Source organism: Amycolatopsis thailandensis, from assembly GCF_002234405.1.
Lineage (GTDB): Bacteria > Actinomycetota > Actinomycetes > Mycobacteriales > Pseudonocardiaceae > Amycolatopsis > Amycolatopsis thailandensis.
In genome coordinates this window covers 1-23,247 of record NZ_NMQT01000136.1, presented here as the reverse complement: position 1 = coordinate 23,247, position 23,247 = coordinate 1, and the positions used below count along the sequence as shown (strand labels likewise).

At 68.8% G+C, this 23,247-nt stretch carries 24 protein-coding genes; 12 read left to right on the top strand and 12 right to left on the bottom strand.

Annotated elements, in window-relative coordinates:
• Positions 1–47: 47 nt before the first annotated feature.
• Positions 48–809 carry an IclR family transcriptional regulator gene (locus CFP71_RS35330; protein ID WP_093938286.1) on the bottom strand — a complete coding sequence of 254 codons (762 nt, stop codon included), beginning with the start codon at positions 807–809 and terminating at the stop codon, positions 48–50.
• Between the two features lie 55 nt (positions 810–864).
• Here CFP71_RS35330 and CFP71_RS35325 point away from each other — a divergent pair, with 55 nt between their 5' ends.
• Genes CFP71_RS35325 through CFP71_RS35310 form a run of 4 tightly spaced genes read left to right on the top strand, consistent with a single transcriptional unit; the run spans position 865 to position 4,893 of the window.
• A complete protein-coding gene (locus tag CFP71_RS35325; protein WP_093938285.1) occupies positions 865–1,824 on the top strand; it encodes a 2-dehydro-3-deoxygalactonokinase in 960 nt (319 codons plus the stop codon).
• Positions 1,821–2,417, top strand: a complete 597-nt coding sequence (locus tag CFP71_RS35320; protein ID WP_093938284.1) for a 2-dehydro-3-deoxy-6-phosphogalactonate aldolase — start codon at positions 1,821–1,823, stop codon at positions 2,415–2,417. Before CFP71_RS35325 ends, CFP71_RS35320 begins: the two co-directional genes overlap by 4 nt.
• Positions 2,418–2,425: 8 nt before the next feature.
• A complete protein-coding gene (dgoD, locus tag CFP71_RS35315; RefSeq protein WP_093938283.1) occupies positions 2,426–3,574 on the top strand; it encodes a galactonate dehydratase in 1,149 nt (382 codons plus the stop codon).
• Positions 3,575–3,579: 5 nt separating this feature from the next.
• A complete protein-coding gene (locus CFP71_RS35310) occupies positions 3,580–4,893 on the top strand; it encodes an MFS transporter (RefSeq protein WP_093938295.1) in 1,314 nt (437 codons plus the stop codon).
• Positions 4,894–5,375: 482 nt separating this feature from the next.
• On the opposite strand, the gene CFP71_RS35305 is transcribed toward CFP71_RS35310, so the two are convergent.
• Positions 5,376–6,221, bottom strand: coding sequence for a class I SAM-dependent methyltransferase (locus CFP71_RS35305; RefSeq protein WP_093938282.1), 846 nt, complete (start codon positions 6,219–6,221; stop codon positions 5,376–5,378).
• 272 nt (positions 6,222–6,493) lie between these two features.
• On the opposite strand from CFP71_RS35305, the gene CFP71_RS35300 reads away from it, so the two are divergent.
• Together CFP71_RS35300 and CFP71_RS35295 are read left to right on the top strand one after the other, a co-directional pair.
• Positions 6,494–6,964: a carboxymuconolactone decarboxylase family protein gene (locus tag CFP71_RS35300; RefSeq protein WP_093938281.1), complete on the top strand. Its 471-nt coding sequence runs from the start codon at positions 6,494–6,496 to the stop codon at positions 6,962–6,964.
• A gap of 75 nt (positions 6,965–7,039) precedes the next feature.
• Positions 7,040–7,474 carry an ester cyclase gene (locus CFP71_RS35295; protein ID WP_093938280.1) on the top strand — a complete coding sequence of 145 codons (435 nt, stop codon included), beginning with the start codon at positions 7,040–7,042 and terminating at the stop codon, positions 7,472–7,474.
• Here CFP71_RS35295 and sigJ read toward each other — a convergent pair.
• The 3 genes from sigJ to CFP71_RS35280 all read right to left on the bottom strand — a co-directional run bounded on the left by sigJ (position 7,471) and on the right by CFP71_RS35280 (position 10,221).
• Positions 7,471–8,406 (bottom strand): RNA polymerase sigma factor SigJ, encoded by a 936-nt coding sequence (gene sigJ, locus CFP71_RS35290; protein ID WP_093938279.1) that lies wholly within the window; start codon positions 8,404–8,406, stop codon positions 7,471–7,473. The two genes, CFP71_RS35295 and sigJ, sit on opposite strands and share 4 nt — an antisense overlap.
• Before the next feature lie 547 nt (positions 8,407–8,953).
• Positions 8,954–9,529: an ankyrin repeat domain-containing protein gene (locus CFP71_RS35285; protein ID WP_093938278.1), complete on the bottom strand. Its 576-nt coding sequence runs from the start codon at positions 9,527–9,529 to the stop codon at positions 8,954–8,956.
• Positions 9,530–9,675: 146 nt separating this feature from the next.
• On the bottom strand, positions 9,676–10,221 hold the full coding sequence (locus tag CFP71_RS35280) for a GlcG/HbpS family heme-binding protein (protein WP_093938277.1): 546 nt from the start codon (positions 10,219–10,221) through the stop codon (positions 9,676–9,678).
• 186 nt (positions 10,222–10,407) lie between these two features.
• Here CFP71_RS35280 and CFP71_RS35275 point away from each other — a divergent pair, with 186 nt between their 5' ends.
• Positions 10,408–11,577 carry a sensor histidine kinase gene (locus CFP71_RS35275; protein ID WP_093938276.1) on the top strand — a complete coding sequence of 390 codons (1,170 nt, stop codon included), beginning with the start codon at positions 10,408–10,410 and terminating at the stop codon, positions 11,575–11,577.
• On the top strand, positions 11,574–12,200 hold the full coding sequence (locus tag CFP71_RS35270) for a response regulator (RefSeq protein ID WP_093938275.1): 627 nt from the start codon (positions 11,574–11,576) through the stop codon (positions 12,198–12,200). Before CFP71_RS35275 ends, CFP71_RS35270 begins: the two co-directional genes overlap by 4 nt.
• A gap of 11 nt (positions 12,201–12,211) precedes the next feature.
• Here the strand turns inward: CFP71_RS35270 and CFP71_RS35265 are convergent, their stop codons facing one another.
• From CFP71_RS35265 to CFP71_RS35235, 7 genes are all read right to left on the bottom strand, one after another.
• Positions 12,212–13,045: an SAM-dependent methyltransferase gene (locus tag CFP71_RS35265; RefSeq protein ID WP_093938274.1), complete on the bottom strand. Its 834-nt coding sequence runs from the start codon at positions 13,043–13,045 to the stop codon at positions 12,212–12,214.
• 88 nt (positions 13,046–13,133) lie between these two features.
• A complete protein-coding gene (gene ddaH / locus CFP71_RS35260; RefSeq protein ID WP_341866907.1) occupies positions 13,134–13,967 on the bottom strand; it encodes a dimethylargininase in 834 nt (277 codons plus the stop codon).
• Positions 13,964–14,626: a DUF6875 domain-containing protein gene (locus tag CFP71_RS35255; protein ID WP_093938272.1), complete on the bottom strand. Its 663-nt coding sequence runs from the start codon at positions 14,624–14,626 to the stop codon at positions 13,964–13,966. The genes ddaH and CFP71_RS35255 overlap by 4 nt, the downstream gene beginning before the upstream one ends.
• Entirely contained in the window at positions 14,623–16,002 is a 1,380-nt protein-coding gene (locus tag CFP71_RS35250) for an FAD-binding oxidoreductase (protein WP_208636104.1), read from the bottom strand. Before CFP71_RS35250 ends, CFP71_RS35255 begins: the two co-directional genes overlap by 4 nt.
• Positions 16,002–16,325 carry an avidin-fold protein gene (locus CFP71_RS35245; RefSeq protein WP_093938271.1) on the bottom strand — a complete coding sequence of 108 codons (324 nt, stop codon included), beginning with the start codon at positions 16,323–16,325 and terminating at the stop codon, positions 16,002–16,004. The genes CFP71_RS35250 and CFP71_RS35245 overlap by 1 nt, the downstream gene beginning before the upstream one ends.
• Positions 16,318–16,719, bottom strand: coding sequence for a cupin domain-containing protein (locus tag CFP71_RS35240; protein ID WP_208636103.1), 402 nt, complete (start codon positions 16,717–16,719; stop codon positions 16,318–16,320). The genes CFP71_RS35245 and CFP71_RS35240 overlap by 8 nt, the downstream gene beginning before the upstream one ends.
• A 108-nt stretch (positions 16,720–16,827) precedes the next feature.
• Positions 16,828–17,592 (bottom strand): response regulator, encoded by a 765-nt coding sequence (locus CFP71_RS35235; RefSeq protein WP_093938269.1) that lies wholly within the window; start codon positions 17,590–17,592, stop codon positions 16,828–16,830.
• Positions 17,593–18,085: 493 nt separating this feature from the next.
• Between CFP71_RS35235 and CFP71_RS35230 the strand changes: the two genes are divergently transcribed.
• The 4 genes from CFP71_RS35230 to CFP71_RS35215 all read left to right on the top strand — a co-directional run.
• The gene (locus CFP71_RS35230) at positions 18,086–19,366 is read left to right on the top strand and encodes a lysine N(6)-hydroxylase/L-ornithine N(5)-oxygenase family protein (protein ID WP_093938268.1); all 1,281 of its coding nucleotides are present in this window, start codon (positions 18,086–18,088) and stop codon (positions 19,364–19,366) included.
• On the top strand, positions 19,366–20,892 hold the full coding sequence (locus CFP71_RS35225; protein ID WP_093938267.1) for a class I tRNA ligase family protein: 1,527 nt from the start codon (positions 19,366–19,368) through the stop codon (positions 20,890–20,892). The genes CFP71_RS35230 and CFP71_RS35225 overlap by 1 nt, the downstream gene beginning before the upstream one ends.
• A complete protein-coding gene (locus CFP71_RS35220) occupies positions 20,892–21,926 on the top strand; it encodes an NAD(P)/FAD-dependent oxidoreductase (protein WP_093938266.1) in 1,035 nt (344 codons plus the stop codon). The genes CFP71_RS35225 and CFP71_RS35220 overlap by 1 nt, the downstream gene beginning before the upstream one ends.
• Positions 21,927–21,942: 16 nt before the next feature.
• On the top strand, positions 21,943–23,247 hold a 1,305-nt coding region (locus CFP71_RS35215), incomplete at its 3' end, for an FAD-dependent oxidoreductase (RefSeq protein WP_093938265.1).

Sequence of the window (23,247 nt, the reverse complement as noted above, 5' to 3'; positions counted from 1 at the left end):
CGGCTGTACGACCGCGTGGAGGGCGAGACCGCCCTCCACGCGGCGTTTCAGTGTTCGCGGTAGCCGAGGCCCGCCGAAACCTGTTGTGCCGCACGGCCGACGACGCGGTTCAGACCGCGCATCCGGGCGGCGGGCATGTACGGCCGGGTCGCCGAAACACTGATGGCCCCGGCGATCGCGCCGGTGGCGTCCCGGATCGGGGCCGCGACACAGCGGATCCCCGGTTCGTTGTCCTCCAGGTCCATCGCCACCCCGGCCTCCGCGTATTCGCGCATGCGCCCCAGGAACGCGTCGAGGTCCTCCGGGTGCACCCGGCCCGGCTCCACCGGCGTCTCGGCCAGGTACAGCTCCCGCCACTCCGGCGCGGAGTCCAGCAGCAGCGCCATCCCGACACCGGTGCGGGTCAACGGCATCCGGTGCCCGATCCGCGAGCGCATCTCCGCGCCCCGCGAGCCCGGCAGTTTGTCCAGGTACAGCACCGAGCCCCCGTCGCGGACGGCCAGGTGCACCGTGTCGCGCAGCTGCTCGGCCAGCTCCTCCAGCACCGGCCGGGCGACCACCGGCAGCGGACTGCCGTGCAACGCCTGGAAACCCAGTTCGATCAGCGTGGGGCCGAGCGTGTAGCCGTCCCGTCCGCTGCGCAGATACCCCTCGCTCACCAGTAGCTGGACCAGCCGGTGCGCGGTGCTGCGACCCAGTCCGGTGCGCTCGACCAGGGAGCGGAGATCGGTCGCGCCGCTCGCGACCGCGCGGATCACCGCGAGGCCGCGGGCGAGGGTCTGGGTGCCGGGCGGCGCTGTCTCGGGCATGGCGGAATCCTACATATAGGGACGACGATCGCATTATCGGGAACGCGCCCGCACGATGTCGCTCGTGACGGACACCGAACCCGGCCTCATCGCGCTCGACTGGGGAACTTCAGGTCAGCGCGCCTGGCTGCTCGACACCGAAGGGGAGATCCTCGACGCCCGCCGGACCTCGCGCGGACTGCTCGCGATCACCGAAGGCGTCGATCCGGGCGACAGAGCGGTCGCGTACGAATCGGCCTTCCGGGAGATCCGCGGAGACTGGCCCGTTCTTCCGGCCATCGCGTCCGGGATGGTGGGGAGCGCGCAGGGCTGGGTCGATGCCGGGTATCGCACCGTCCCGGCGAGACTCGACTTCACCTCGCTCGTGCCCGTGCCCCATCGCGACGGTGTGCTCCACGTCGTACCCGGACTGCGGATCCCGTCCGGAAAGAGCCCCGGCGACGTGATCCGCGGCGAGGAGACCCAGCTGATCGGCGTTCTCGAAGCGCTCGGCGACCCCGGCGGACCGGTCACGGTGGTGCTTCCCGGGACGCACAGCAAGTGGGTCCGCGTCGAGGACGGGATCGTGACGGATTTCGCCACCGCGATGACCGGTGAGCTGTACGGATTGCTGATCACGCACGGCATCCTCGCCCGCACGGCCGGCCGCGCGGTCCGCGACGACGCGGCCTTCTCACGAGGTTTGGCCGTGGGACGGCGTTCGCGAGGGCTCGCCACCGAGGCGTTCGGCGCCCGGCCGCTCGTACTCGACGGCGTCCTCGAACCCGCATCGCTGCCTGACTACCTCTCGGGCGTGCTCATCGCCGACGAGGTTTCGCAGCTGTTGCGCGAACCGGATTCCCCGCTGGTGCTGTGCGGCGACGGCGAACTCTGCCGCCGCTACGCCCAAGCCCTGGCCGAAAGTGGCGTGGAGGCCACCGTGCTTTCCGAAGCGATCGCAGCCCGGGGCCTGTGGCGGATCGCGACGGCGGCCGGACTGCTCGAAGACCGTCTCGAAAGGACACTGAAGCCGTGACCGGATTGATCGCGATCCTGCGTGGAGTGACCCCGGCCGAGGTCGTCGGTGTCGGACGGGCGCTCGTCGACGCTGGCTTCCCCGCCATCGAAGTGCCGCTGAACTCGCCGGAGCCGTTCGAGAGCGTCCGTCTGCTCGCCGACGCGTTCGGGGAGCGGTGCGAGATCGGCGCCGGCACCGTGCTCACCACCGAAGACGTCGGGAGGGCGCGCGAAGCCGGGGCACGCGTGATCGTGGCGCCCAACAGCGACCCCGCGGTCATCTCCGCCGCCGTGGCCGAGGGCATGACGCCGTATCCGGGCGTGGCCACACCCACCGAAGCGTTCGCCGCGCTCGCCGCGGGGGCACGGCACCTCAAGCTGTTCCCCGCCGACGCCGTCGGGATCGGGGGAATGAAGGCGTGGCGCGCGGTGCTGCCGCGCGAGGTCGAACTGCTGCCGGTCGGCGGGGTCGACGAATCGAACCTGGCGGCCTGGGCCGCCGCCGGGGCGGCCGGGGCGGGACTGGGTTCCTGTCTCTACCGGCCGGGTGACAGCGCGGACGCGGTCGCCGTCCGGGCTCGCGCGCTTTCCGAGATCTGGCGACAGGAATAGGAAAAACCATGAAGATCACGTCAATGACGACATATCAGGTGCCGCCTCGCTGGTCGTTCCTGAAGATCGAAACCGACGCGGGCGTCACCGGCTGGGGCGAGCCGGTGCTGGAGGGCCGGGCCGCCTCGGTGGCCGCCACCGTGGACGAGCTTTCCGACTACCTGATCGGCAAGGATCCCGCGCAGATCGAGGATCTGTGGACGGTCCTCTACCGGGGCGGGTTCTACCGCGGCGGCGGAATCCACATGAGCGCGCTGGCCGGTATCGACCAGGCCCTGTGGGACATCAAGGGCAAGGCGCTCGGCGTGCCGGTCCACGAACTGCTCGGCGGCCGGGTGCGTGACCGGATCAAGGTGTACTCGTGGATCGGCGGCGACCGTCCCGCCGAGACCGCCCGCGCCGCGCGCGAGGTGGTGGACCGCGGGTTCAGCGCGGTGAAGATGAACGGGACCGAGGAACTGTCCTATCTGGACACCTGGGACAAGGTCGATCGATGTGTGGCCAATGTGGACGCCGTCCGCCAGGCGGTGGGCCCGGACGTCGGCATCGGGGTGGACTTCCACGGCCGCGTGCACAAGCCGATGGCGAAGGTCCTGCTGCGCGAACTGGAGCCGTACCGGCTGATGTTCGTCGAAGAACCGGTGCTGTCCGAACACGTCGACGGTTTCGCGGAAGTCCTGCGCAACTCTCCGATCCCGATCGCGCTCGGCGAGCGGCTGTTCTCGCGGTGGGACTTCAAGGCGGTGCTGGCCTCGGGTGCCGTCGACATCATCCAGCCGGACCCGTCGCACTGCGGCGGCATCACCGAAGCGCGCAAGATCGCGCACATGGCCGAGGCCTACGACGTGGGCCTCGCACTGCACTGCCCGCTCGGCCCGATCGCGCTGGCGGCCTGTCTGCAGATCGACGCGGGCTGCTACAACGCGACGATTCAGGAACAGAGTCTCGGCATCCACTACAACACGAGCAACGACCTGCTCGACTACGTGACGGATCCGGCGGTGTTCGCCTACGAAGACGGACAGGTCGCCATCCCCGGCGGGCCGGGTCTCGGCATCGAGATCGACGAAGAGTACGTCGCCGAACGCGCGGCGGAGGGACATCGCTGGCGGAATCCGGTGTGGCGGCACACCGACGGCTCGTTCGCCGAGTGGTGAGCGCCATGACCACTGCCGTCCAGACCACCGTGCGCCCCACCAGGTTCCGGGTGCTCATCGCGGTGATGCTGTTCATCACCGTCGTCATCAACTACCTGGACCGCTCGAACCTGTCGATCGCGATGCCCGCGATCGCCGGCGAACTAGATCTGTCCAAAGCGGAACAGGGCTTGCTCCTGTCGGCCTTCGGCTGGACCTACGCCGCGTTGCAGCTGCCCGGCGGCTGGCTCGTCGACAAGATCCCGCCGCGGCTGCTTTACCCGGCCTGCCTGATCCTGTGGTCACTCGCGACGTTCTTCATGGGCGTGATCGGCGGATTCGTGGCGCTGATCGCGCTGCGGCTGATGGTCGGCGTCTTCGAGGCACCCGCCTATCCGATCAACAGCAAGATCGCGACCGTCTGGTTCCCGGAACGCGAACGCGCCACCGCGATCGGCTTCTACACCTCGGGCCAGTTCATCGGACTCGCCCTGCTGACGCCCGTGCTTTCCTGGTTGCAGGCGATGCTTTCGTGGCACTGGGTGTTCATCGCGACCGGTCTGGTCGGAATCCTCTGGGCGGTGCTCTGGTACGCGAAGTATCGCGAACCGCGCGAGTCACGCGCCAACGAGGCCGAAGTGGAGCTGATCCGCTCCGGCGGTGGCCTGGTCGACCTGGCACGTGAGCGGCAGGAGCGGGCGCGGATCACCAAGGCGGACCTGGCGACCGTGTTGGGCAGCCGGAAGCTGTGGGGCATCTACTTCGGCCAGTTCTGCCTGACCTCGACGCTCTGGTTCTTCCTCACCTGGTTCCCGACGTATCTCGTCGAGTACCGGGAGATGGACTACATCAAGTCCGGCTTCCTGGCCTCACTGCCGTTCATCGCCGCGCTGGTCGGTGTCCTGGCTTCCGGTGTCCTGTCGGACTTCCTGGTCCGGCGCGGCGTTTCGCTCGGCGCGGCCCGCAAGGGCCCGATCATCACCGGGCTGTTGCTGAGCACGGTGATGGTGGGAGCCGGGTTCACCGACTCGACGGCGCTGGTCATCGTGATCCTGTCGGTGGCCTTCTTCGGGAACGGTCTCGCGTCGATCACCTGGTCGCTGGTGTCCGCGCTGGCGCCGCGACGCCTGCTCGGGCTGACCGGCGGGATGTTCAACTTCATCGGGAACCTGTCGTCGATCGCCACCCCGATCGTCATCGGCCTGATCGTCACTGACGACAGCTTCGCGCCCGGCTTCGCCTACATGACCGTGATCACGGTCGCCGGGATCCTTTCCTACGTCTTCCTCGTCGGCAAGGTCGAACGCGTCGCCGAGCGGTCCGAGATGGTCGTGAGTTGAGAGGTACGGTAATCGTCCCGTGCCAGGTGCCAAGTCCGTGAAGGCCTCCTTGAGGGACCCAGAGTCCCTCAAGGAGGCCTTCACGGACTTGGCGCTCGACGGTGACGGGCAAGGTGAAGGGGCTTTTCCCTCATCGCGCGCGGGGCTGGCGCTGCTCTGGGGCTGCGGAGACTCGGAAGTGTCGCGAAAGCCATTTTCGAGACGTCTGGTGTCCTGAAAGTGGCTTTCGCGACACCTGAACCCCGGCAGGCACGCGAGCGATCGAGCACGACACCTATGCCTTGCGGCCCAATAGAACCCGAATCGCCACTCACGAGTACCCGGCGGTATAGGCGATCTCGCGTGATCAGACGGCGCACCAACGAGATCGCCGTTCGATCACGTGAGTTCCGCCTCCAAGCACGTGAGTTCGCCGTCTGATCACGCGAGTCACGCCTTCGGCCCGGCCGCGAAACCCGGGCGAACGCGTCGACGACCCCAGTTCAGTCCTTGGAAAGGAAGAAATACGCGTAGCGTTCGTCGAGGTCGTTCCGCGGCACCAGCCGGACCGCGCGCGGTGTGAGGCCGCAGCGCTCGGCGAGCTCCCAGAAGCCGTGGATCGGATAGGTCGTCATGCTCGCCAGGCCGCGCCGGTACGAGCGTCGCCGGGGTTTGGTGCGCCAGTCGCCGGTGGCGTATTTGATCTGGATCAGGGCGAGGCCGCCGGGGGCGAGGAGGTCGTGGGCGATGCGCAGCAGGCGTTCGCCGTATTCCGGTGAGGGGATCAGTTCGAAAACGTAGAAGGACAAGAACACATCGCAGACGCCGTCGATGTCCCCGAGCGCGGACTCCGGGGTGGTGACCTCGATGGCCACCGGCAGAAATGCCGTGTCACAGACGCTCGCGATCTGCCGGTCGCATTCTTCGAGCGAGTCACGGGAGATGTCGACGCCGATGAACTCTTTGGCACGCGGTGCGAAACGCACCGCGTTGGCGCCGCCACCGCAGCCCCACTCGATCACCCGGTCCCAGGCCCGGGAGAACCCCGCCAGCCGTGCCCCGTCCTCGAACAGGGCGAGGTGGTCCGCACCGATCCGGTCCCACAGGTCGGTGTCGCGGAAAGCGGGGGAGTCGCGCCAATGCGAGTCGGCGGCCCACCGGGATCCGCTCGGCCGCAGCCAGTAGTCCTGTGCGTCGGCGGCGATCGTCGAGTCGGGTTGCCGGAGGCCCATGGTCGCCAAGGCACGTTGCAGGAGGTCTTCCGCGGTGACGGCGAGGCGTTTGCCGTGGCTGACGGCGACCTCCCAAGGTCTTTTCATCGTGCCGGTGGTGCCGAGTCCTTCTGACATGGAAAGCCTTTCGCTGAAGGGACGTTGACGCGGATGCGGACCGAAGTTCCGCGCGGTGCGGTGGTTCGTCACACTTCTCTGGCGCATCGGGCTGGCGGGCCGAGTCGAATCCCGTGCCACACAACCATCTTACGGGTTTTCGCGGGCAAGTGATTTCGCGAATACCTGTCTTGGAACGCTTTCTGTTGGGCAGTAACTACGGGATGAGCTCACATTCCGCGAGGCTGCTTCGTCGGTAGGGCAGAAACACCTACAACGACAAGGAGATCGCGATGGACGCCCGGCTCGACTACTTCGGCAACCCGGTCGGCGGAAAGTTCATGAAGGCCATCATCTCGGCCAATAAAGGGCTGGCAGGCTCGACTTTGCCGGCCACTGTCCAGGAACTGGTGCGGATGCGCGCGAGCCAGATCAACGGGTGCGCGGTGTGCCTGGACATCCACACCAAGGAAGCCGCCGCGGCGGGCGAATCGGCCGTCCGGATCAACCTGGTCGCGGCGTGGCGGGAGGCGACGGTCTTCACCGAGGCCGAGCGTGCCGCGCTGGAGCTGACCGAGCAGGCCTGCCGGATGGCCGACGGCGGCGAGGTCACCGACGAGGCGTGGGCGAACGCCGCCCGGCATTTCGACGAGGACCAGCTAGCCGCGCTGGTGGCGGTGATCTCGCTGATCAACGCCTTCAACCGGGTGAACGCCATCGTCCGGAACCCGGCGGGCGACTACCAGGCCGGGCAGTTCGCCTGACCAAGCCGACGGGCCGGGCTCCGTGTCGACTGACGCGGGGCCCGGCCTCCGCTCCGACAACTTCGGGAGAAAGCCATGACCACCACCGAAAAAGAACGCAACCTGGCGGCGTTCAGCCGTTTTCACGACGCGACCAACACCGGCAGTCTCCGGCTCATCGAGAGGACGATCGACGAGGTCGTCGACCCGGATCTGGTGTTCCACACGCCGGTTCCGATGGACGTGGCCGGGGCACGGGCACTGAAACAAGTGTGGACGGTGCTGCTTCGCGCGTTTCCTGACCTTCGGGTCGAAGCCGAAGACGTGCTCGCGGACGGCGACAAAGTCGTCTGCCGGAACACCGTCACCGGTACCCACCAAGGAGAGTTCAGGGGGCTCCCGGCGACGGGGAAGACCGTTTCCTACCGCGAGATCTTCATTTTCCGGTTCGCCGGAGGGCGGATCGCCGAGATCTGGGGCGTCGTCGACGTCTTCACCCAGTTGCGGCAACTCGGAGCCCTCGCGGCTTAGCGGGTCACGTCCGTCCAGGGCCGGAGTTTCTCCGGGTTCCGCACGCCCCAGATGTGCCGGATGCGGTCTTCGGCGACGTGGAACGCGAACACCGCGACGGTCAGCCCGGCCTGCCGGAGTACGAGGCCGGGCCAGCCGTTGACGGTCCGCTCCAGAAGTTCGAGACCGGACGCCTTGTGCGCCAGCTCCACGAGATAGGACGCGACCTGTTCGCGGCCCTCGAAGGGATGAAGCGCGGCGCTGACGAGTCCTCCGCCGTCGCCGACGGCCTTGACGTCGGGATCGAGCAGACCGATGAGCGCTTCGATGTCCTTCGCTTCCCAGGCTTTCTTGAATTCCTTGACGAGGCCGGCCTGCCGGGCGATCGGGGCGGGGGACACCCGTGTCGCGCTGATGCGGCGTCGCGCGGAGGAGGCCAGCTGGCGGCAGGCCGCCGGGGAGCGGCCGACGATCTCCGCCACCTCGGCGAAGGGATAGCGGAAGACGTCGTGCAGGACGAACGCGACTCGCTCGGCCGGGGTCAGCGATTCGAGCACGACGAGGAAGGCCATGTTGATCGACTCGTCGAGGGTGACCCGGTCGGCCGGGTCGGCGGCGGGCGGCCGTCCGGACGTCCACGCGACCTGGCCCGGCAGCGGTTCAGGGAGCCATTCGCCGACGTAGCGTTCCCGCCTCGCGCGAGCCGAGCCGAGAAGGTCCAGGCAGATACGGCCGGCGACCGTCGTCAGCCAAGCGCCGGGAGAGTCGATCGCCGCCCGCTGGGCCGGGGACAGGGCGTACCAGCGAGTGTAGGTCTCCTGCACCACGTCCTCGGCCTCGGAAAGCGAACCGACCAGGCGATACGCGAGCCCGATCAGCTGACGCCGCTCACTCACGATCGCCTTCAAGCCCGGATCGAGCGGATCGTGGGCCTGCTCGGATGGATCGTTCATGGCTTCCGCCTCCCGGTCGCGTGCGTCTTCCCGGATACGACGAGAGAGCGCCACCGGATGTGAGGTCACCTCCCATCTCATCAGGCGGCTCGGGGAACCTTGAGAAGGGCAGAGGCAGCCGCCGCGCTCATGTCCTATCGCACCGCATCGGGCGGGGCCGATACGACAAGAGCCTCGATATGGCGAACCACTCGACCTCCACCGGCCGCCGCCGTTTCTCCCGGCGCCCACTCGCGCTCGCCGCCACCGTCGCGCGAGCCGCCGTGGTCTCGGACCGAGACACCCGAAATCCCGCTTGCCCGCGCCCGGCAGCCGCACAAGCTCCATCCCAGCTACACAAAGACACCTCCGCCAAGGAAACTCGACGTCCATGGACCGGGGGAGAGAGCCAATGGGGCTCCTCGTACTGGCGGCGGGGACGACGGGAGAGGATTTCGGACGGTCGACGTCCGGGATCTTCCCCCGTCGGCCGCCGGTCGGGAGACGCGTGGAGCGGCCTTGAGCAACGGCGGGTCAGAGACTTGGGGGTCTCCGACGCGCGACCAGGTCAGTGCGCGCCTGCCTCGCCGAGGATCCGGGCGACGGCCGCCTGGCCCTTGGTCCGGGCGTGGGCCAGCGGGGTGACGCCTTCCTTGTCGGCGAGGTCGACGTCGGCGCCGGCGGCGACGAGCGCCCGGACCACTTCCTGGTGGCGTGGCCCGCCGTCGCCGAGGATGACCGCCTCCAGCAAGGCCGTCCAGCCCAGGTCGTTCACGTGGTCGACGTCGATCCCGCTGCTCGCCACCAGCCGCACGTACTCGACGTGCCCGCGCTCCGAGGCGGGGATCAGCGAGACACCGCCGAACCGGTTGGTGATGGTCAGATCCGGCTTCGCCTTGAGCAGCACCTGCGCCATCGGGACGTTCCCGGTGACGCCGGTGACCAGCCACGGCGTGTCGTGCCGTCCGTCGAGGGCGTTCGGGTCGGCACCCGCCTCGACGAGGATTCCGGCGACCTCGACCCGGTTTTCGGTGACTGCGACGAGCAGCGGGGTCCGGCCGCGATCGTCGCGGGTCTCCAGGTCGGCTCCGGCGTCGACGGCCCGCCTGACGAGGCTCGTGTCGGCTGAGAAAAGGTGCTGCACGGGGACTCCTTGACGGGGCGGCCGGGACTCGGTGGACGAGGGCGGAGTGCTCGACGCCGCTGGGGGTGGAGCACCCGGTGCCTGGGGGGAGCAGGCGCCGAGCACGAGGACGGCGAGCACCGCCACTATCGCCCGTCCACCGGTCATCAGCGAAGTTCCCCGATGGCGCGCAGGCCCGCCGCGGCGAACTTCTCGTCGAGGTCGCCGCTGGGCGCGCCGCCGACGCCGATCCCGGCGATCGGGCCGCCGTTCACCGCGACCGGCACACCACCGGCGAGGAAGAGCGTGCCGGGGATGTCGCGGATGGTCGGGCCGGTGCCCTGGGCGTTCTTGTTCAGCGCGGACGTGGGCTGGCCGAAGGAGACCGCGGTGAAGGCCTTGCGCTTGGCGGACTCCTCGGTCTGCGGTCCGGCGCCGTCACCCTTGAGCAGGACGCGCACGTCACCGGACCGGTCCAGCACGGCGACGGTGGCCCGCTGTCCCTCCTTCTCCGCGGCGTCCAGCGCGGCCTGTGCGGCGCGGGTGGCGGCGTCGACGCCGAGCACGCTGGTCTGCACGACGGCCTGCGGGGCGGACGGCTGCGGCTTGCGGTCCTGTGCCTGCGCCGCGCCGAGTCCGGTGGCGAGCGCGACGGTCGCGAGACCGGCCGTCATCCCGAGGACGAGGCGGGTGCGGGGGAGCTTGGCGTTCATCGGATTTCCTTCGCGGTGGAGGGGGTGTTCGTTCTCCCTCGACTCTCCCGCCTGGCCGGGCCTGGCGAATCGGGAGAGTGGACGTTGATCGGACGCCGTGCGATCGGTGCGGGCATCAACCGAACGATTGATGCGGAGGGGGCATCCTCCCCGCATACGATCATCGAGGACGAAGGGAGGACCAGGATGAAGCCGTACATCGGGACGGTCACACGGCTCAACGCCGCCATGCACGCCGGGTTCTTCCTGCTGCTGGCCGCGTCCGTGGCCCGGTTCGTCGCGGCACACGGGCTGAGCGGTGCCACGCCGCTGATCCTCGTGCTCACCGGCGCGCTCGCGCTGGTCTACGTGGCCGGGGTGCTGAGCTGGGCCGCGCTCGAACGGTGGCGGCCGGTATGGCTGGCCGCGGTGATCGCGGTCTGGCTCGCCCTGGTGGTGGCCGCGCCGAGCTTCGCCTGGTGCGCCGTGCCGTTGTTCTTCGTCTGCTTGCAGGTGCTGCGCCCGCGGACCGTGATCGTGGTGGTCGTCCTGCTGACCGTCGCGACCATCCTCGCCCAGCTGAGGATCGCGACCGAGTTCGATCCGAGCATCGTGCTCGCGCCGATCGCGGTCGCGTTGATGGCCACGATGACGTTCCTCCAGCTCGACCGCGACCGGAGGCAGCTGGGTGAGGCCGTCAAGCAGCTCCTCGGCGCCAGGGTCGATCTCGCCCAGAGCCAGCGTCTGGCCGGGATGATGCAGGAACGCGAGCGGCTGGCGCGCGAGATCCACGACGCCCTCGCGCAGGGGCTCTCGAGCATGCGGATGCTGCTCCAGGCGGCACAGAGGTCATGGGACACGGAGCCGGACCTGGCCAAGGGCCACGTGTCCCGCGCCGTCGACGCGGCGGGCGACACCCTCGCCGAGGCCCGGCGGTTCGTCCATGGACTGGGGTCACCGCGGCTCGACGCCTCCGACCTCGGCGAGACCTTGAAGGATCTCGCCGAACAGATCGGTTTCGCGGCCATGCACGCGGTGCGTTTCGAGATCAGCGGCGAGCCGTATCCGCTGAGGCCCGAGGTGGCGGCGGGGCTGCTCCGGATCGCGCAAGGAGCCTTGGCGAACGTGGGCGAACACGCCAGGGCGGAGGAAGCCGCCATGACGCTGACCTACCTGGAGGACGCGATCGTCCTCGACATCCGTGACGACGGGGTCGGCTTCGACCCGGATTCGGCGCGCGAGAGCGGAGACCGGGGGAACGGGCTGCGGATGATCAGCGAGCGGCTCGCCGAGCTCGGTGGTGAGATGGTGGTCGAGAGCGCACCGGGAGAGGGCACCGCGCTCGCCGTCGCCGTGCCCACGAAGGGGGCGCGATGACCATCCACGTGCTGATCGTCGACGATCATCCGGTGGTGCGCGCGGGAATCGCCGCGCTGCTCGCCGGCGAGCCCGACATCGAGGTGATCGGTGAATGCACGGGCGCAGACGAAGCCGTGCTGTTCGCCGAGGCCCGGAAGCCGGACGTCGTGCTGATGGACCTCCAGCTCGGCGACGGCCCCGACGGTGTGAACGCCACCGAGCGCTTGACAGCCTTGCCGGACGCCCCGAGGGTGCTGGTGCTCACCACCTACGACGCCGAACTGGACATCACCAGGGCGGTGGCGGCGGGCGCCACCGGCTACCTGCTCAAGGCGGGACCGCCCGAGGATCTCTTCCGCGGCATCCACGCGGCGGCGCGTGGTGAAACCGCGTTGGCGCCTCAGGTCGCGGCCCGGCTTTTCGGGCACATGCGCGCACCGGCGCCCGCGCTGAGCCCTCGTGAGACCGAGATCGTGCAGCTGGTGGCGGAAGGCTTGATCAACCGCCAGATCGCCGCGCGCCTGTTCATTTCCGAAGCGACCGTGAAGACACACCTGGTCCACATCTACGACAAACTCGGCGTCGACAGCCGTGCCGGTGCGGTGGCCGTCGCCACGGAACGGAGGATCATCCGCAACTGACGGCGCTTCGGTCAGGGCTTGCGGCCCACGGCGGCGACGATGCAGTTGCCCGCCGCCGGCATCGGTTCCGTACGGGGGCCGGTGGGCCACCACTGATCGTTGACCACGATGCCCGGGTCCATGAGTTCGAGGCCGGCGAGCATTTCCTCGAGTTCGCTCCGGGTACGGAAGAAACCCCGGCTGATGCTCTGGTTCAGGATCGCCTGCACCCGGTGGGCGATGGGGCTGTGCTCGTTCTCCGGGTCGAAGAAATGCGAGAACACCACATAGGACCCGGAGGGGATCGCGTCGATGTAGGCCTGCAGGACCTGCGCCGGTGGCATCCCTTCGGCCTCGCTGTGGTGGTGCAGCGTGGCCACGTGCATGAGGGCCAGCGGGCGGCTGAAGTCGAGAGTGGTGGTGACGACGTCGTTCTTCAGGACTTCGTCCGGCTCGAAGATGTTGGCGCCGATGAGGCGTGTCCTGTCGTTCTCTTCGAGCAGCGCGCGGCCGTGCGCGAGCACCACTGGGTCGTTGTCCACGTACACGACCTGCGCGTCGGGGTTGATCCGTTGCGCGACCTGGTGGGTGTTCTCCGCCGTGGGCAGGCCAGAGCCGCAATCGAGGAACTGGTCGATCCCGGCCTTGCCGGCGAGGAAGCGGACCGCGCGGGTCAGGAAGGCGCGGTTGCTGACCGCGATGATGTTGACCTCGGGCACGGCCTGGTTCAGCTGCGCGAGCAGTTGCCTGTCGACCTCGTAGTTGTCCTTGCCGCCGAGGGCGGCGTCGTAGGCGCGCGCCACACTGGGCACGGTCGTGTCGATCCTGTTCGAAGGAAGATCGGCAGTCTCACGGTCCTGGCCCACGGCAAACCCCACAGGTAATCAGACGGTCACTCAACGTCGGACAGATGCTACCAGCGAGTCGCTTCCGCTCACGACGAGGAGGCCGCCCCTACGAGGCTCGTCCGGGAGCCGGACGCAGTTCCAGCGTGCAGCATTTGACGCTCCCGCCGCCCTTGAGCAGTTCCGAAAGATCGACGCCGATCGGCTCGAAACCTCGCTCTCGCACTCGTGCGATCAGCCCGGTCGCGGCCTGGGGAAGGAGGACGTGACGCCCGTCGGAGACCGCGTTCAGGCCGAATGCGGCGGCATCGGCGGCCGAGGCGATGACGGCGTCCGGGTACAGCTTTTCGAGCCGCTCCCGGCTGTCCTCGGTGAACGCTCCCGGGAAGTACATGATCATGTCGTCGTCCAGGACGGTCAGCGCGGTGTCCAGGTGGTAGTAGCGCGGGTCGGTCAAAGTCAGTCCCACCACCGGTACGCCGAAGAACTCCGCGGCCTCGTCGTGTGCCCGGCGGTCGGTGCGGAAGCCCGAACCCGCCAGGATCCGGGTTCCCGCGACCAGGAAGTCCCCCTCGCCCTCGTTGTCCCATCGGGCCTGCCGGACGTCGCGATAGCCGTTGCCGGTGAACCACTTCAGATACGCCGGGGATTCCGGGCGGCGGTGCCGGTGGTGGAAGCGCGCGACCAGGGCCCGGCCGTTCACCACGGTCGCGCCGTTGGCCGCGTACACCATGTCCGGCAGACCCGGCACCGGATCGAGCAGGTCCACGCGGTGGCCCAGTTCGAGATAGAGGTCGCGCAGCCCTTCCCATTGGGTGATCGCGAGCCGGGTGTCCGTGGGTTTGCCGGGATCCATCCACGGGTTGATCGAGTACTCGACGTCGAAATGCGCCGGTCTGACCATGAGATAGTGCCGCATCTGTTTCTTCCCCCGAGTCGTCAGGCCGATTGCAAGGATTTCCGGGTGCTCACCAGCCGTTTGACCAGCTGGTCGCGAATGCGGGGCGGGATGTCCGGCGCGAACCGCCGGAGATAGCTCTCGGCGTGCACCGCGTCGTCCATCAGGAACGGCAGATCGAAGACGACCAGTTTGCGGATGGCCAGCAACGGGACCGGCGCGCGCAGCGCCTTGAACTTCTCGTTCCACAGGCCGGGCTGGTCGCAGACCGGGTGGAACTGCCCGATCATCAGGCCGTCGTTGACGAACTTGTCCTTCGCCTCGCGTTGCAGGCCGTCCAGTCCCGTCGAGTCCTGATAGTCCAGTCGCGGCAGCACGAGGAGGATCGTCAGCAGTTCCCGGTCCGCGGGCGAGATCCTGGTCGACAGTCGTTCGTACCACGAGCGCAGGCTCTCGATCGCGTCGCGGACGTCCGTACCGTCGTCCGTGGCGGTCAGGGCCGCCAGATGGAAGAGTCCTTTGTGGAGTGAAGGTTGGGTGTAGGGGCACACCGGGCCGTTCCGGCCCAGTTCCGCGTGCGGGGACACGAGATAGCGCCCAGCCCAGGCCAGGATCTCCCGGGTGTACGGCAGATGTTCCGCGGGCACGGCGCCGGCTTCGACCTCGGCCGCCGTCCAGATGAGTACCTTGTCGTCGCCGATCATGATCCGATGCTTTGCGCGAAGGTGAAGACGCCGTCAGGGTCGACCCGTTCCTTGATCTCCTTCAGTCGCGGGTAATTCACGCCGTAGTAGGCGTTGCGCCAGTCCGCGAGATCCGGGTCGATGAAGTTCTGGAAAGCGCCGTCGGACACATAGGGCGACATCGCGTCCGCCAGGTCCGCCAGCCAGCCGAGGTTGGCGTCGACCACGGCGGGTTCGTCGGTCTCGGCCCACGAAGCGTCCATGGAGAGCAGGAACAGCGCGTTCCGGTGGGCGAACGCGGTCTCCGTCGCGCCCACCCGGTTGATCGCGCCGCCCCAGGAGAACAGGGCGGCACCACCACCGTCCGGGTTTCCGCTGCCGGGGTAGCGGTCGACGCACGAGAGCATCGTGGCGATCGCCTCCTCGGACAGTGGCTCGGTGACGATGTTCGTCCGCACCGCGAAGGCACCCTCGGAGGTCTCGTGCAGCAGGTCGTCCTTGGCCTCCCAGAAAGTCCGGTCCGCGATGTCCGCGCGGATCGGCTGGGCGGCGGACAGGACGGGGGCGAGGATCCCACGCAACTCCTCGGCGGAACCGAAGTGCTGTCCGATGGCCGACACGATGCCCTTCGACTCGCCGGTCTTGCTGATGCCGATCCTGGTCGCGAACTCGTCCGGCGCCTGCCGCGAGACCTCTTGCAGCACCGAGAAGACCTTCGGCGCGTCCGCGCGGTCCCACAGCAGCAGGTAGCCGGCGCAGTCGGCGACCGGCTTCGCCTGGAAGGTGAAGGAGACGTTGACGCCGAAGTTCCCTCCGCCGCCTCCGCGGCAGGCCCAGAACAGGTCGGGGTTGGTGTTCGCGTCACAGCGCAGAACCTGCCCGTCCGCGGTCACCAGCGTGGTCTCCACGAGCGCGTCCGCGGTGAGCCCGTGCACGCGCGAGGTGGCCCCGCAGCCGCCGCCGAGGGTGAGGCCCGCGATGCCGACCGAGGCGCCGTTGCCCAGTGCGAACGCCATCTCGTGAGGCTGGACGGCGGCGTAGACGTCCGCCATCCGCGCGCCGCCCGCGACCGTCACGAGACCTGTCGAACCGTTGGCGGACACGGTGTTCATCGCGCCGAGGTCGATCACCAGTCCGGTGTTGACCGAATGTCCCGCGTAGCTGTGCCCGCCGCATCGCGCGACGACGTCGACACCGGTGTCGCGCGCCCACTCGATGGCTCGTCGCACGTCCTCGGTGTTGGCCACCGAAACGACACCGCTGGGGGTGATTCCGGCGAACCGCTTGTTGAACGGCCGGGAGGAGTCGCGGAACCCGGCCTCGCCGGGACGCCGCACCCGGCCGTCCACGGCCCTGTCGAGGCGTCGCCAGTCCGCGTCGGTCAGGCTGCGGGACACTAGCTCACCTCGTCGAGGTAGGAGACGCCGGTGGCGGCGTGCGGGCCGTAGCGTTCCCACACCTCACGCAGCCGGAGGCGGCCGTCTTCGGCCACCTCCGGAGTGTTCACCGTATGCCCGCAGATCACCTCTCCGGTGGCGAGCACCATGATGTACCCGAGATGCAGAGCGCCGTTTTCGCGCTGGGCACCGGTGATCGACCCCCGTCGCACTTCGCCGCCGGCGAATTCGGCCCAGACGACATCACCTTCTTGCCGGTACACGGCTATCGCGTCGGCGTCGCCGCCCGCCTTGCGGAATTTCCGCCCGTCGTAGTCAATCACGGGACTCGGCCCGGTCGATCTCGTGGGCGACGAACTCGTCCGACATCGCGCGGTCCCACCAGATCGCGTAGTAGGAGAAGTCTTCGTCCCGGTCATTGACGAGGTGATGTTCGATTCCCGGTTTCAGGAATACGAGGTCGCCGGCCACGAATTCGTGCCGTTTCTCCCCGGCGATCACCGCGGCGCCGCCCGCCATTCCGATGAAGATCTCGTGCTCGTGATGAGCGTGGGCCACCGATACGTCGCCGGGGCGCAGTACGCACCAAGCTCCTCGGAACGGTGCCGTCAAACCGTTCCACGGGTACAGAAGCTTCATGTCCAATCCGTAGGCCCGCGTCAGGTTCTCGTGCTCCAGCCTGCGGATGTCCACGACAGCTTGGTCTTGGTCAGTCACGTCCCACTCCGATCAGCGTGCTTTCCCGTCCCGGCGTCCGGTGCTGATCGCAGGCTATGTTCGGCCGGCTTCCCGGGGAAAGGGGAACTATTCCCGATTGCCGGTCAATCAGCCGCGGCCGAGACCGGCGTCCCGCGCCAGCACTATCGCCTGTGCGCGATCGGCCACCCCGAGTTTGCCGAAGACGGCGGAAACCCGGTTGCTGATGGTCTTCTGCGCGAGCGCGAGATCGCGGGCGATGGCGGCGTTCGACTTGCCCGCGGCGATACGGTCGAGCACTTCCCGTTCCCGCGTGGTCAGCTGGGGAAAAGGATAAGGCTCCGGGCCGAGTGCCGAGCGCAGCAAGGCGCTGAACCGGACGGCGATCGCCTTTCCGACGATCGCCTCACCCGCGGCCACGACCTGGACGCCGCGGATGACCTGGTCCAGATCGGCGCCCTTGACCAGATAGCCGCGCGCGCCCGCCTGGATCGCGGATCTGACGGCGGTGTCGTCGTCGGCCGCGCTCAGTACCAGGACCCTGGTTTCCGGTGCGACGCGGGAGACTCTGCTGATCACGTCGACGGTGGCGGATTCGCCGAGCTGCGGGTCGATGATCAGGACGTCCGGCCGGTGCCGGAAGGTTTCCGCGATCGTCGCGTTCGCCGTGGCCGCCTCGCCGATGACGGCGATGCCGCTGACGTTTTCGAGCGCGGAGCGGACCCGGTAACGGACCGCCGGTTGGCTGTCGGCGAGCAGAACGGTGACCCAGACGGGGTCCGCGTCCTCTTCGTCTCCTCCTTGACCGGACAACAGGTTCGCTGTGCGCCGCTGATCACGACGTTCGGCCGGCCAGATACGGGCGGTGTTGCCGATACTTGCGTGATGGTTCATTCTTCCCCCTGTGCCTGCCGTTACCGAGCCTGCGTGATCGGCTCCGTTCGGTGAAGTGCGATGAAGGTGGATGCTCGACCGTGGCGGGGATGGGACTGGCCGGCCACGGGAACAGTCTATGTAGAAGGCGTCGAACGTATCCATACGACTGTTATGGGCAATTGATCGCAATCAATCTTTCGTGCAGGAAGATGTGCCCGATCAATGGGAAAGTCCAGGTCCGGTGTCTTGATCGGGGGAGATTCCGGTATTCGGGTTAGTGCTCCAGAGTTAGCCTCAAAGGGTAGCACCGCAAGCCCGTTCGGCCGCCGAGGAGGGTAGTCACCGGGATTTCCCTGAAAAAGGGGAGATCTTCCCGGTTCCGGGGAAATTTTCGAGTGCCGGGCTGATGGCCATGACGAGATTCCCCGGCCCGCGGGAAACCCGTCCCTATCCCCGGGGAAACGCCGCTCCATAGTGTCGGCACCCTATTCTGGACGAACGGGGTGTATCTGTGACTGAAATACAGGTGGGTTTGCTGGCGATCGGCGCCGGACCGGCGAACCTGGCGCTCGCGGTGGCCATCGAGGAGTCCGGGAATCCGGAGCTGGCCGAGCAGACGCTGCTGCTGGAGCAGAGCCCGGACATCAAGTGGCAACGGGATCTGCTGATGCCGTGGGCGCGCAGTCAGGTCTCCTTCCTCAAGGACCTGGTGACCCTGCGCAATCCGCGCAGCAAGTTCTCGTTCCTCAACTTCCTGCATGATCAGAACCGGCTCGACGAGTTCGTCAACCTGGGCACGTTCCACCCGTTCCGCTGGGAGTTCTCCGACTACCTGCAGTGGGTCGCGCGGTCGCTGGACAAGGTCCGCATCCGGTACGACGCCCGGGTCCAGAGCATCGAGCCCGCGCGCGACGCCGACGGGTCGATCGCCGGCTGGACGGCCACCCTCGCCGGAGGCGACACGATCCACTGCCGCGACCTGGTGGTGGGCGGCGGCCGGGACGCGAACGTGCCGGACGTCTTCGCCGGGTTGCCCGCCGACCGGATCATCCACAGCGCCCAGTACCGGCGCCGGATCGCGCAGCTGCCGCCGGAGGCCCCGCTGCGCGCCGTCGTGGTGGGCGGGGCGCAGAGCGCGGCCGAGATGTTCATGGCGCTGCACGACAATCTGCCCAACAGCACCCGCACCATGATCGTGCGTTCGGTGGGCCCGCAGAACTACCAGACCAGCAAATTCGTCAACGAACTGTTCTTCCCGTCGTTCGTCGACCGCTTCTACGACAGCCCGGCCGAGGTCCGGGAACAGATGCTGGACGAGATGCGCCTGACCAACTACGCCGGGGCCGCCCCGCCCTTCCTCGATCAGCTGTACACCACGCTTTACCAGCAGCGCGGCCTCGGCGGTCAGCGTTCGCGGGTGCGGACGCTGACCGAGGTGGTCGGCGCGAGGATCGAAGACGACGAGGTCGTCCTCGATCTGCGCGACCGGACCAGCGGCAAGGTGGAGCCGCTGCACTGTGATCTGGTGCTCCTCGGCACCGGCTTCGATCAGCGGATGCCCGCGATGGTGCGCGACCTGGCCGACCGGGTCGGCCTGTCGGAGATCTCGGTCAGCCGCTGCTACCGGGTCGATCTCGGCGATTCCGCTTGGGGCGCGGTGTATCTGCAGGGGGTCAACGAGGCGACGCACGGTATCGCGGACTCGTTGATCAGCGTGCTGGCCCACCGTTCCCGCGACATCGTCGGCGATCTGCTCGCCCGCCGCGGTGCCGCCGAGTCGAGGACAGCCTGATGAACCGGCTGGTGGTGATCTCGCCGGCACCGACGGCGAACGGCGACCTGCACCTCGGCCATCTCGCCGGCCCGTTCCTCGCCGCCGACGTCTGCGCCCGGTACGCCCGCGCGACCGGCGGGGAAGCCCTGTACGGCACCGGCATGCACTTCACCCAGAACTACATCGTCACCGCGGCGGCACGGCTCGGCGTGGCCCCGGAAGAGCTGAGGGAACGCTCCGCGGACCAGGTGGAGCGGACGTTGGCCACGATGGGCATCGAGGTCGACGGATTCGGCTGTATCGGCGACCGGTTCACCAAGCTGGTCATGGACTTCTACGACCGGCTGCACGGCATGGGGGCGCTGGAGCTGCGGACCGTGCGTTTCCCTTACCTGCCAAGCACCGGTGAGTACCTGATGGACGCCTACGTCACCGGTGGCTGCCCGTTCTGCCTCGCCGACGGGTACGCCGGGGTCTGCGAGAGCTGCGGGCTGCCGGTCGCTCCCGGCGACCTGATCGGTCCGCGTTCGACGCTGCGCCCGCACGAGCCGCTGGAGTACCGAGAGGCGGACATCCTCGTCTTCCCGGTGGAGCGGTACCGCGAGGAGCTGGAGGCGTACTTCGCCCGGATCCCGATGCGGCCCGGCATGGCCCAGCTCGTCGAGTCCGCGCTGGCGGGCCCCCTGCCGGATTTCCCGATCACCCAGCCGACGTCGTGGGGCATCCCGGCGCCGTTCCCGGAGGTGCCCGGGCAGGTGATCTACCCGCATATGGAGGGCATGCCGTGGAGCATGTTCACCACCGCGCTGGCGGCCGAGAAACGCGGCGCGATCCTGACCGCCGACGACGAACTGTGGCAGGCGGACTCCGGTTCGACCGTGGTGTACTTCCTCGGTCTGGACGCCACCTACCCGTTCGCCGTCGTGGGCACGGCGATGCTCACCGCGCTCGGCGGTCACGTCCTTCCGGCGCAGTACGTCACCAACGAGTTCTACGAGCTCGCCAACGAGAAGTTCTCCACCAGCCGCGGGCACGTCGTGTCCGGCCGCGAGCTGGCCGCCGAGGTGCCGCGCGATCTCATCCGCTTCCATCTCTGCGCCACCAGTCCCGAGTACCAGCGCACCGACTTCACCCACGAGGCCCTGCTGCGGGTCAGCGAAACGCGGCTGACCGGACCGTGGAACCGGGTCGCGGCGGCGGTCGACGAATGGGTCGACCGCGGTCCGCTGCCGGTCTCCGAAGACGCCAGGCGGACGGCGCGGCGGATGGCCGAACGGTTCGCCGACGGGTACGAGCTCCGGCGGTTCAGCCTGACGGCCGTGGCGTCGACACTCGCCGAGCAGCTGGGGCGGCTCGACCGGCTGGCCGCCGCGACGACCGTCGAGACCGCGGGCGACCTCTGTCACCAGGTGGACGTGTTCCTGCGCTGTGCCGCGCCGATCCTGATCGATCTCGCCGCGGCCGCGCTGCCCGACACGACACTGCCCGGCCAGGTGGAGGCGGACGCGGTCATCCCCAAGAAGCTGCCCCGGCTGGCCGGCTGATGGCGTCGGTCGCCGTCGTCGGCGCCGGTGTGACCGGGTTGGTGACCGCGATCGGCTGCGCGCGAGCGGGTCACCGCGTCACCGTTTTCGACCGCGGTCCCATCCCGAATCCCGCGTCGACCTCGTTCGACCAGCACCGTGCCTTGCGGGTGCTGCGCCCGGGCGACGTCGACGGCACGCGGCGGATGGCCGGGGCCCGCCGTCGCTGGCTGGAGCTGGAATCGTTGCTGCGGACGAGGATCTTCAGGCCGGTCGGCGTGGTCACCGCGGGCACCCGGGAAGAACTCGGGCAGGCGATCGACACCGCGGGCGAGGCCGGGCTCCCCGCGGTCGTCGTGTCGCCGGAAACCCTGTCGCCCGTGGAGTTCCCCGCGGGGACCGGTGGCGTGCTCGACCCGGACGCCGGGGTGCTGCTGGCCGAACGGTTTCTCCGCGCGGCGGCGGAATGGCTCGCCGCGCACCCGGCGGCGGCGTTGCGGCCACGCCGCGCCGTCGCCGACGTCGGTGAGCATCGGGTGAGCCTGGCGGACGGCACCGCCGTGGACGCGGACCTCGTGCTGGTCGCGACGGGGCCCGGGAACGCCGGCCTGATCGAGCAACCCGTCACGTTGTACCGCCAGACCATGATCTACCTGCGCCCACCGGGGAAGCTGGCGAGCTGGTGGGCGTCGGCACCCGGCGTCGGCCGGATCGGTGCCGACCGCACGGCCTGGCTGCTGCCACCCGGAGCGGGCACCCTGCTCAAGATCAGTTCGAACGCGGTCTGCCGGGAAGTCGGGTCCACGATGGACGCCGATCGCGAAGCGTGGGCCGAACGGCTGCTCGCCGAGCCGATCTTCACCGGCGCCGCGGACTACGCCGTCGTCGCCGTGCGGGACTGTCACTACGCGGCCGATCCCGTCGACGACGGCCCGATGCTCACCCGGGTCCACCCGTCGGTGTGGTCCCGCCCCGCTTGCGGCGGGTCCGGATTCGCCGCCGCGCCGCTCGTCGCCGAGGAGATCCTCGGCGCTGTCATGGAGGTCAGTGCGTGAACAAGGGGAGTGCATAGTGGAGTTCACGATCGTGGGCGCTGGCATGGCGGGCGCGTTCCTGGCGCTTTCGCTGGGCAGGCAAGGGCATGCGGTGACGGTGTACGACCGCAGGCCGGATCCCCGTGAGGCCGCCAGCGCGGTGACGTCCATGAACCTCGGGTTGTCCCGGCGTGGTCTGGCGGCGCTCGATCGCCTGGGGCTGTCGGAGGAGGTGCGGCGCCTCGTCGTGCCGATGCGCGGGCGGATGCTGCACGACCCCACCGGCGGACTGCGGTTCTCGGCGTACGGCGAGGGCGGCATCCTGGCGATCCAGCGCCAGGGCCTGAGCGCGTTGCTGGTGGACGCCGCGAGCCGGGAACTCGGCGTGCGGTTCGTGTTCGACACACGGTGCACGGGCGTGGACCGCGACCTGCCCTCGGTGTCCTTTGTGGACCCGGACGGCCGGGCACTCGTGGTGAAGCCGGACGTCGTGGTGGGCGCGGACGGCGCGTTCTCGGCTGTCCGCCGGGCCATGCACCACGATCAGCGGGCCGAATTCTCGCAGAGTTATCTCGACTGGGGCTGGCGCGAACTCCACATCCCGGCGGCCGCCGACGGCTCGCATCGCATGGCCGACGACGTCTTCCATCTCTGGCCCCGCGGCGACATCATGATGTTCGCCCACCCCAACCGCGACGGTTCCTTCACCTGCTCCTGCGTCCTTCCGTTCCACGGCAGGGAGGGTTTCGACTCGCTGAGGACCGCGGCGGACGTGGAGTCCTTGTTCCGCACCCATTTCCCCGACGTCCTTTCGCTGGTGCCGGACCTCGGCGAGGAGTTCCTGCGGCGGCCCACCTTCAACCTCGTCACCGTCAGCACCGCGCCGTGGACGCACGAGGGCAAGGTGGCGCTGATCGGGGACGCCTGCCACGCCGTCTACCCGTTCCTGGCCCAGGGCATGAACTCGGCGTTCGAGGACGCGCTGGAGCTGACGGACAGCCTCGCCCGCCACCCGGGCAGCACCGCGGCGGCGCTGACGAGGTACTACACGCGCCGCAAACCGAACACCGACGCGCTCGCCTCCATGTCCCACCGCAACTTCGCCGAACTCCGCGACACCGTGCGCTCTCCGGCCGTCCGGCTGGAACGGGCCGTCGACTCCGTCCTTGAGAGGGTTCTCCGGCACCGATGGATGCCGCTGCACGCCATGGTCACCAACACGACCGTGCCCTACGCCAAGGCGCTTCAGCGGGCGACCCGGCAGCATCGGATCCTGAAGTACTCGGGCGCCGCCCTCGCGTCCGCCGGTGCCGCCGCCGTGCTGCGCCTGCTCCGGCGCCGG

What these genes read in the sequence shown, in the direction of transcription:
- CFP71_RS35325 (WP_093938285.1), top strand. Translation starts at nt 865, where the DNA reads ATGTCGCTCGTGACGGACACCGAACCCGGCCTCATCGCGCTCGACTGG.
- CFP71_RS35275 (WP_093938276.1), top strand. Translation starts at nt 10,408, where the DNA reads ATGAAGCCGTACATCGGGACGGTCACACGGCTCAACGCCGCCATGCAC.
- CFP71_RS35225 (WP_093938267.1), top strand. Translation starts at nt 19,366, where the DNA reads ATGAACCGGCTGGTGGTGATCTCGCCGGCACCGACGGCGAACGGCGAC.
- CFP71_RS35280 (WP_093938277.1), bottom strand. Translation starts at nt 10,221, where the DNA reads ATGAACGCCAAGCTCCCCCGCACCCGCCTCGTCCTCGGGATGACGGCC.
- CFP71_RS35255 (WP_093938272.1), bottom strand. Translation starts at nt 14,626, where the DNA reads ATGATCGGCGACGACAAGGTACTCATCTGGACGGCGGCCGAGGTCGAA.
- CFP71_RS35220 (WP_093938266.1), top strand. Translation starts at nt 20,892, where the DNA reads ATGGCGTCGGTCGCCGTCGTCGGCGCCGGTGTGACCGGGTTGGTGACC.
- CFP71_RS35235 (WP_093938269.1), bottom strand. Translation starts at nt 17,592, where the DNA reads ATGAACCATCACGCAAGTATCGGCAACACCGCCCGTATCTGGCCGGCC.
- CFP71_RS35300 (WP_093938281.1), top strand. Translation starts at nt 6,494, where the DNA reads ATGGACGCCCGGCTCGACTACTTCGGCAACCCGGTCGGCGGAAAGTTC.
- sigJ (WP_093938279.1), bottom strand. Translation starts at nt 8,406, where the DNA reads ATGAACGATCCATCCGAGCAGGCCCACGATCCGCTCGATCCGGGCTTG.
- CFP71_RS35310 (WP_093938295.1), top strand. Translation starts at nt 3,580, where the DNA reads ATGACCACTGCCGTCCAGACCACCGTGCGCCCCACCAGGTTCCGGGTG.
- CFP71_RS35330 (WP_093938286.1), bottom strand. Translation starts at nt 809, where the DNA reads ATGCCCGAGACAGCGCCGCCCGGCACCCAGACCCTCGCCCGCGGCCTC.
- CFP71_RS35305 (WP_093938282.1), bottom strand. Translation starts at nt 6,221, where the DNA reads ATGTCAGAAGGACTCGGCACCACCGGCACGATGAAAAGACCTTGGGAG.
- dgoD (WP_093938283.1), top strand. Translation starts at nt 2,426, where the DNA reads ATGAAGATCACGTCAATGACGACATATCAGGTGCCGCCTCGCTGGTCG.
- CFP71_RS35295 (WP_093938280.1), top strand. Translation starts at nt 7,040, where the DNA reads ATGACCACCACCGAAAAAGAACGCAACCTGGCGGCGTTCAGCCGTTTT.
- CFP71_RS35270 (WP_093938275.1), top strand. Translation starts at nt 11,574, where the DNA reads ATGACCATCCACGTGCTGATCGTCGACGATCATCCGGTGGTGCGCGCG.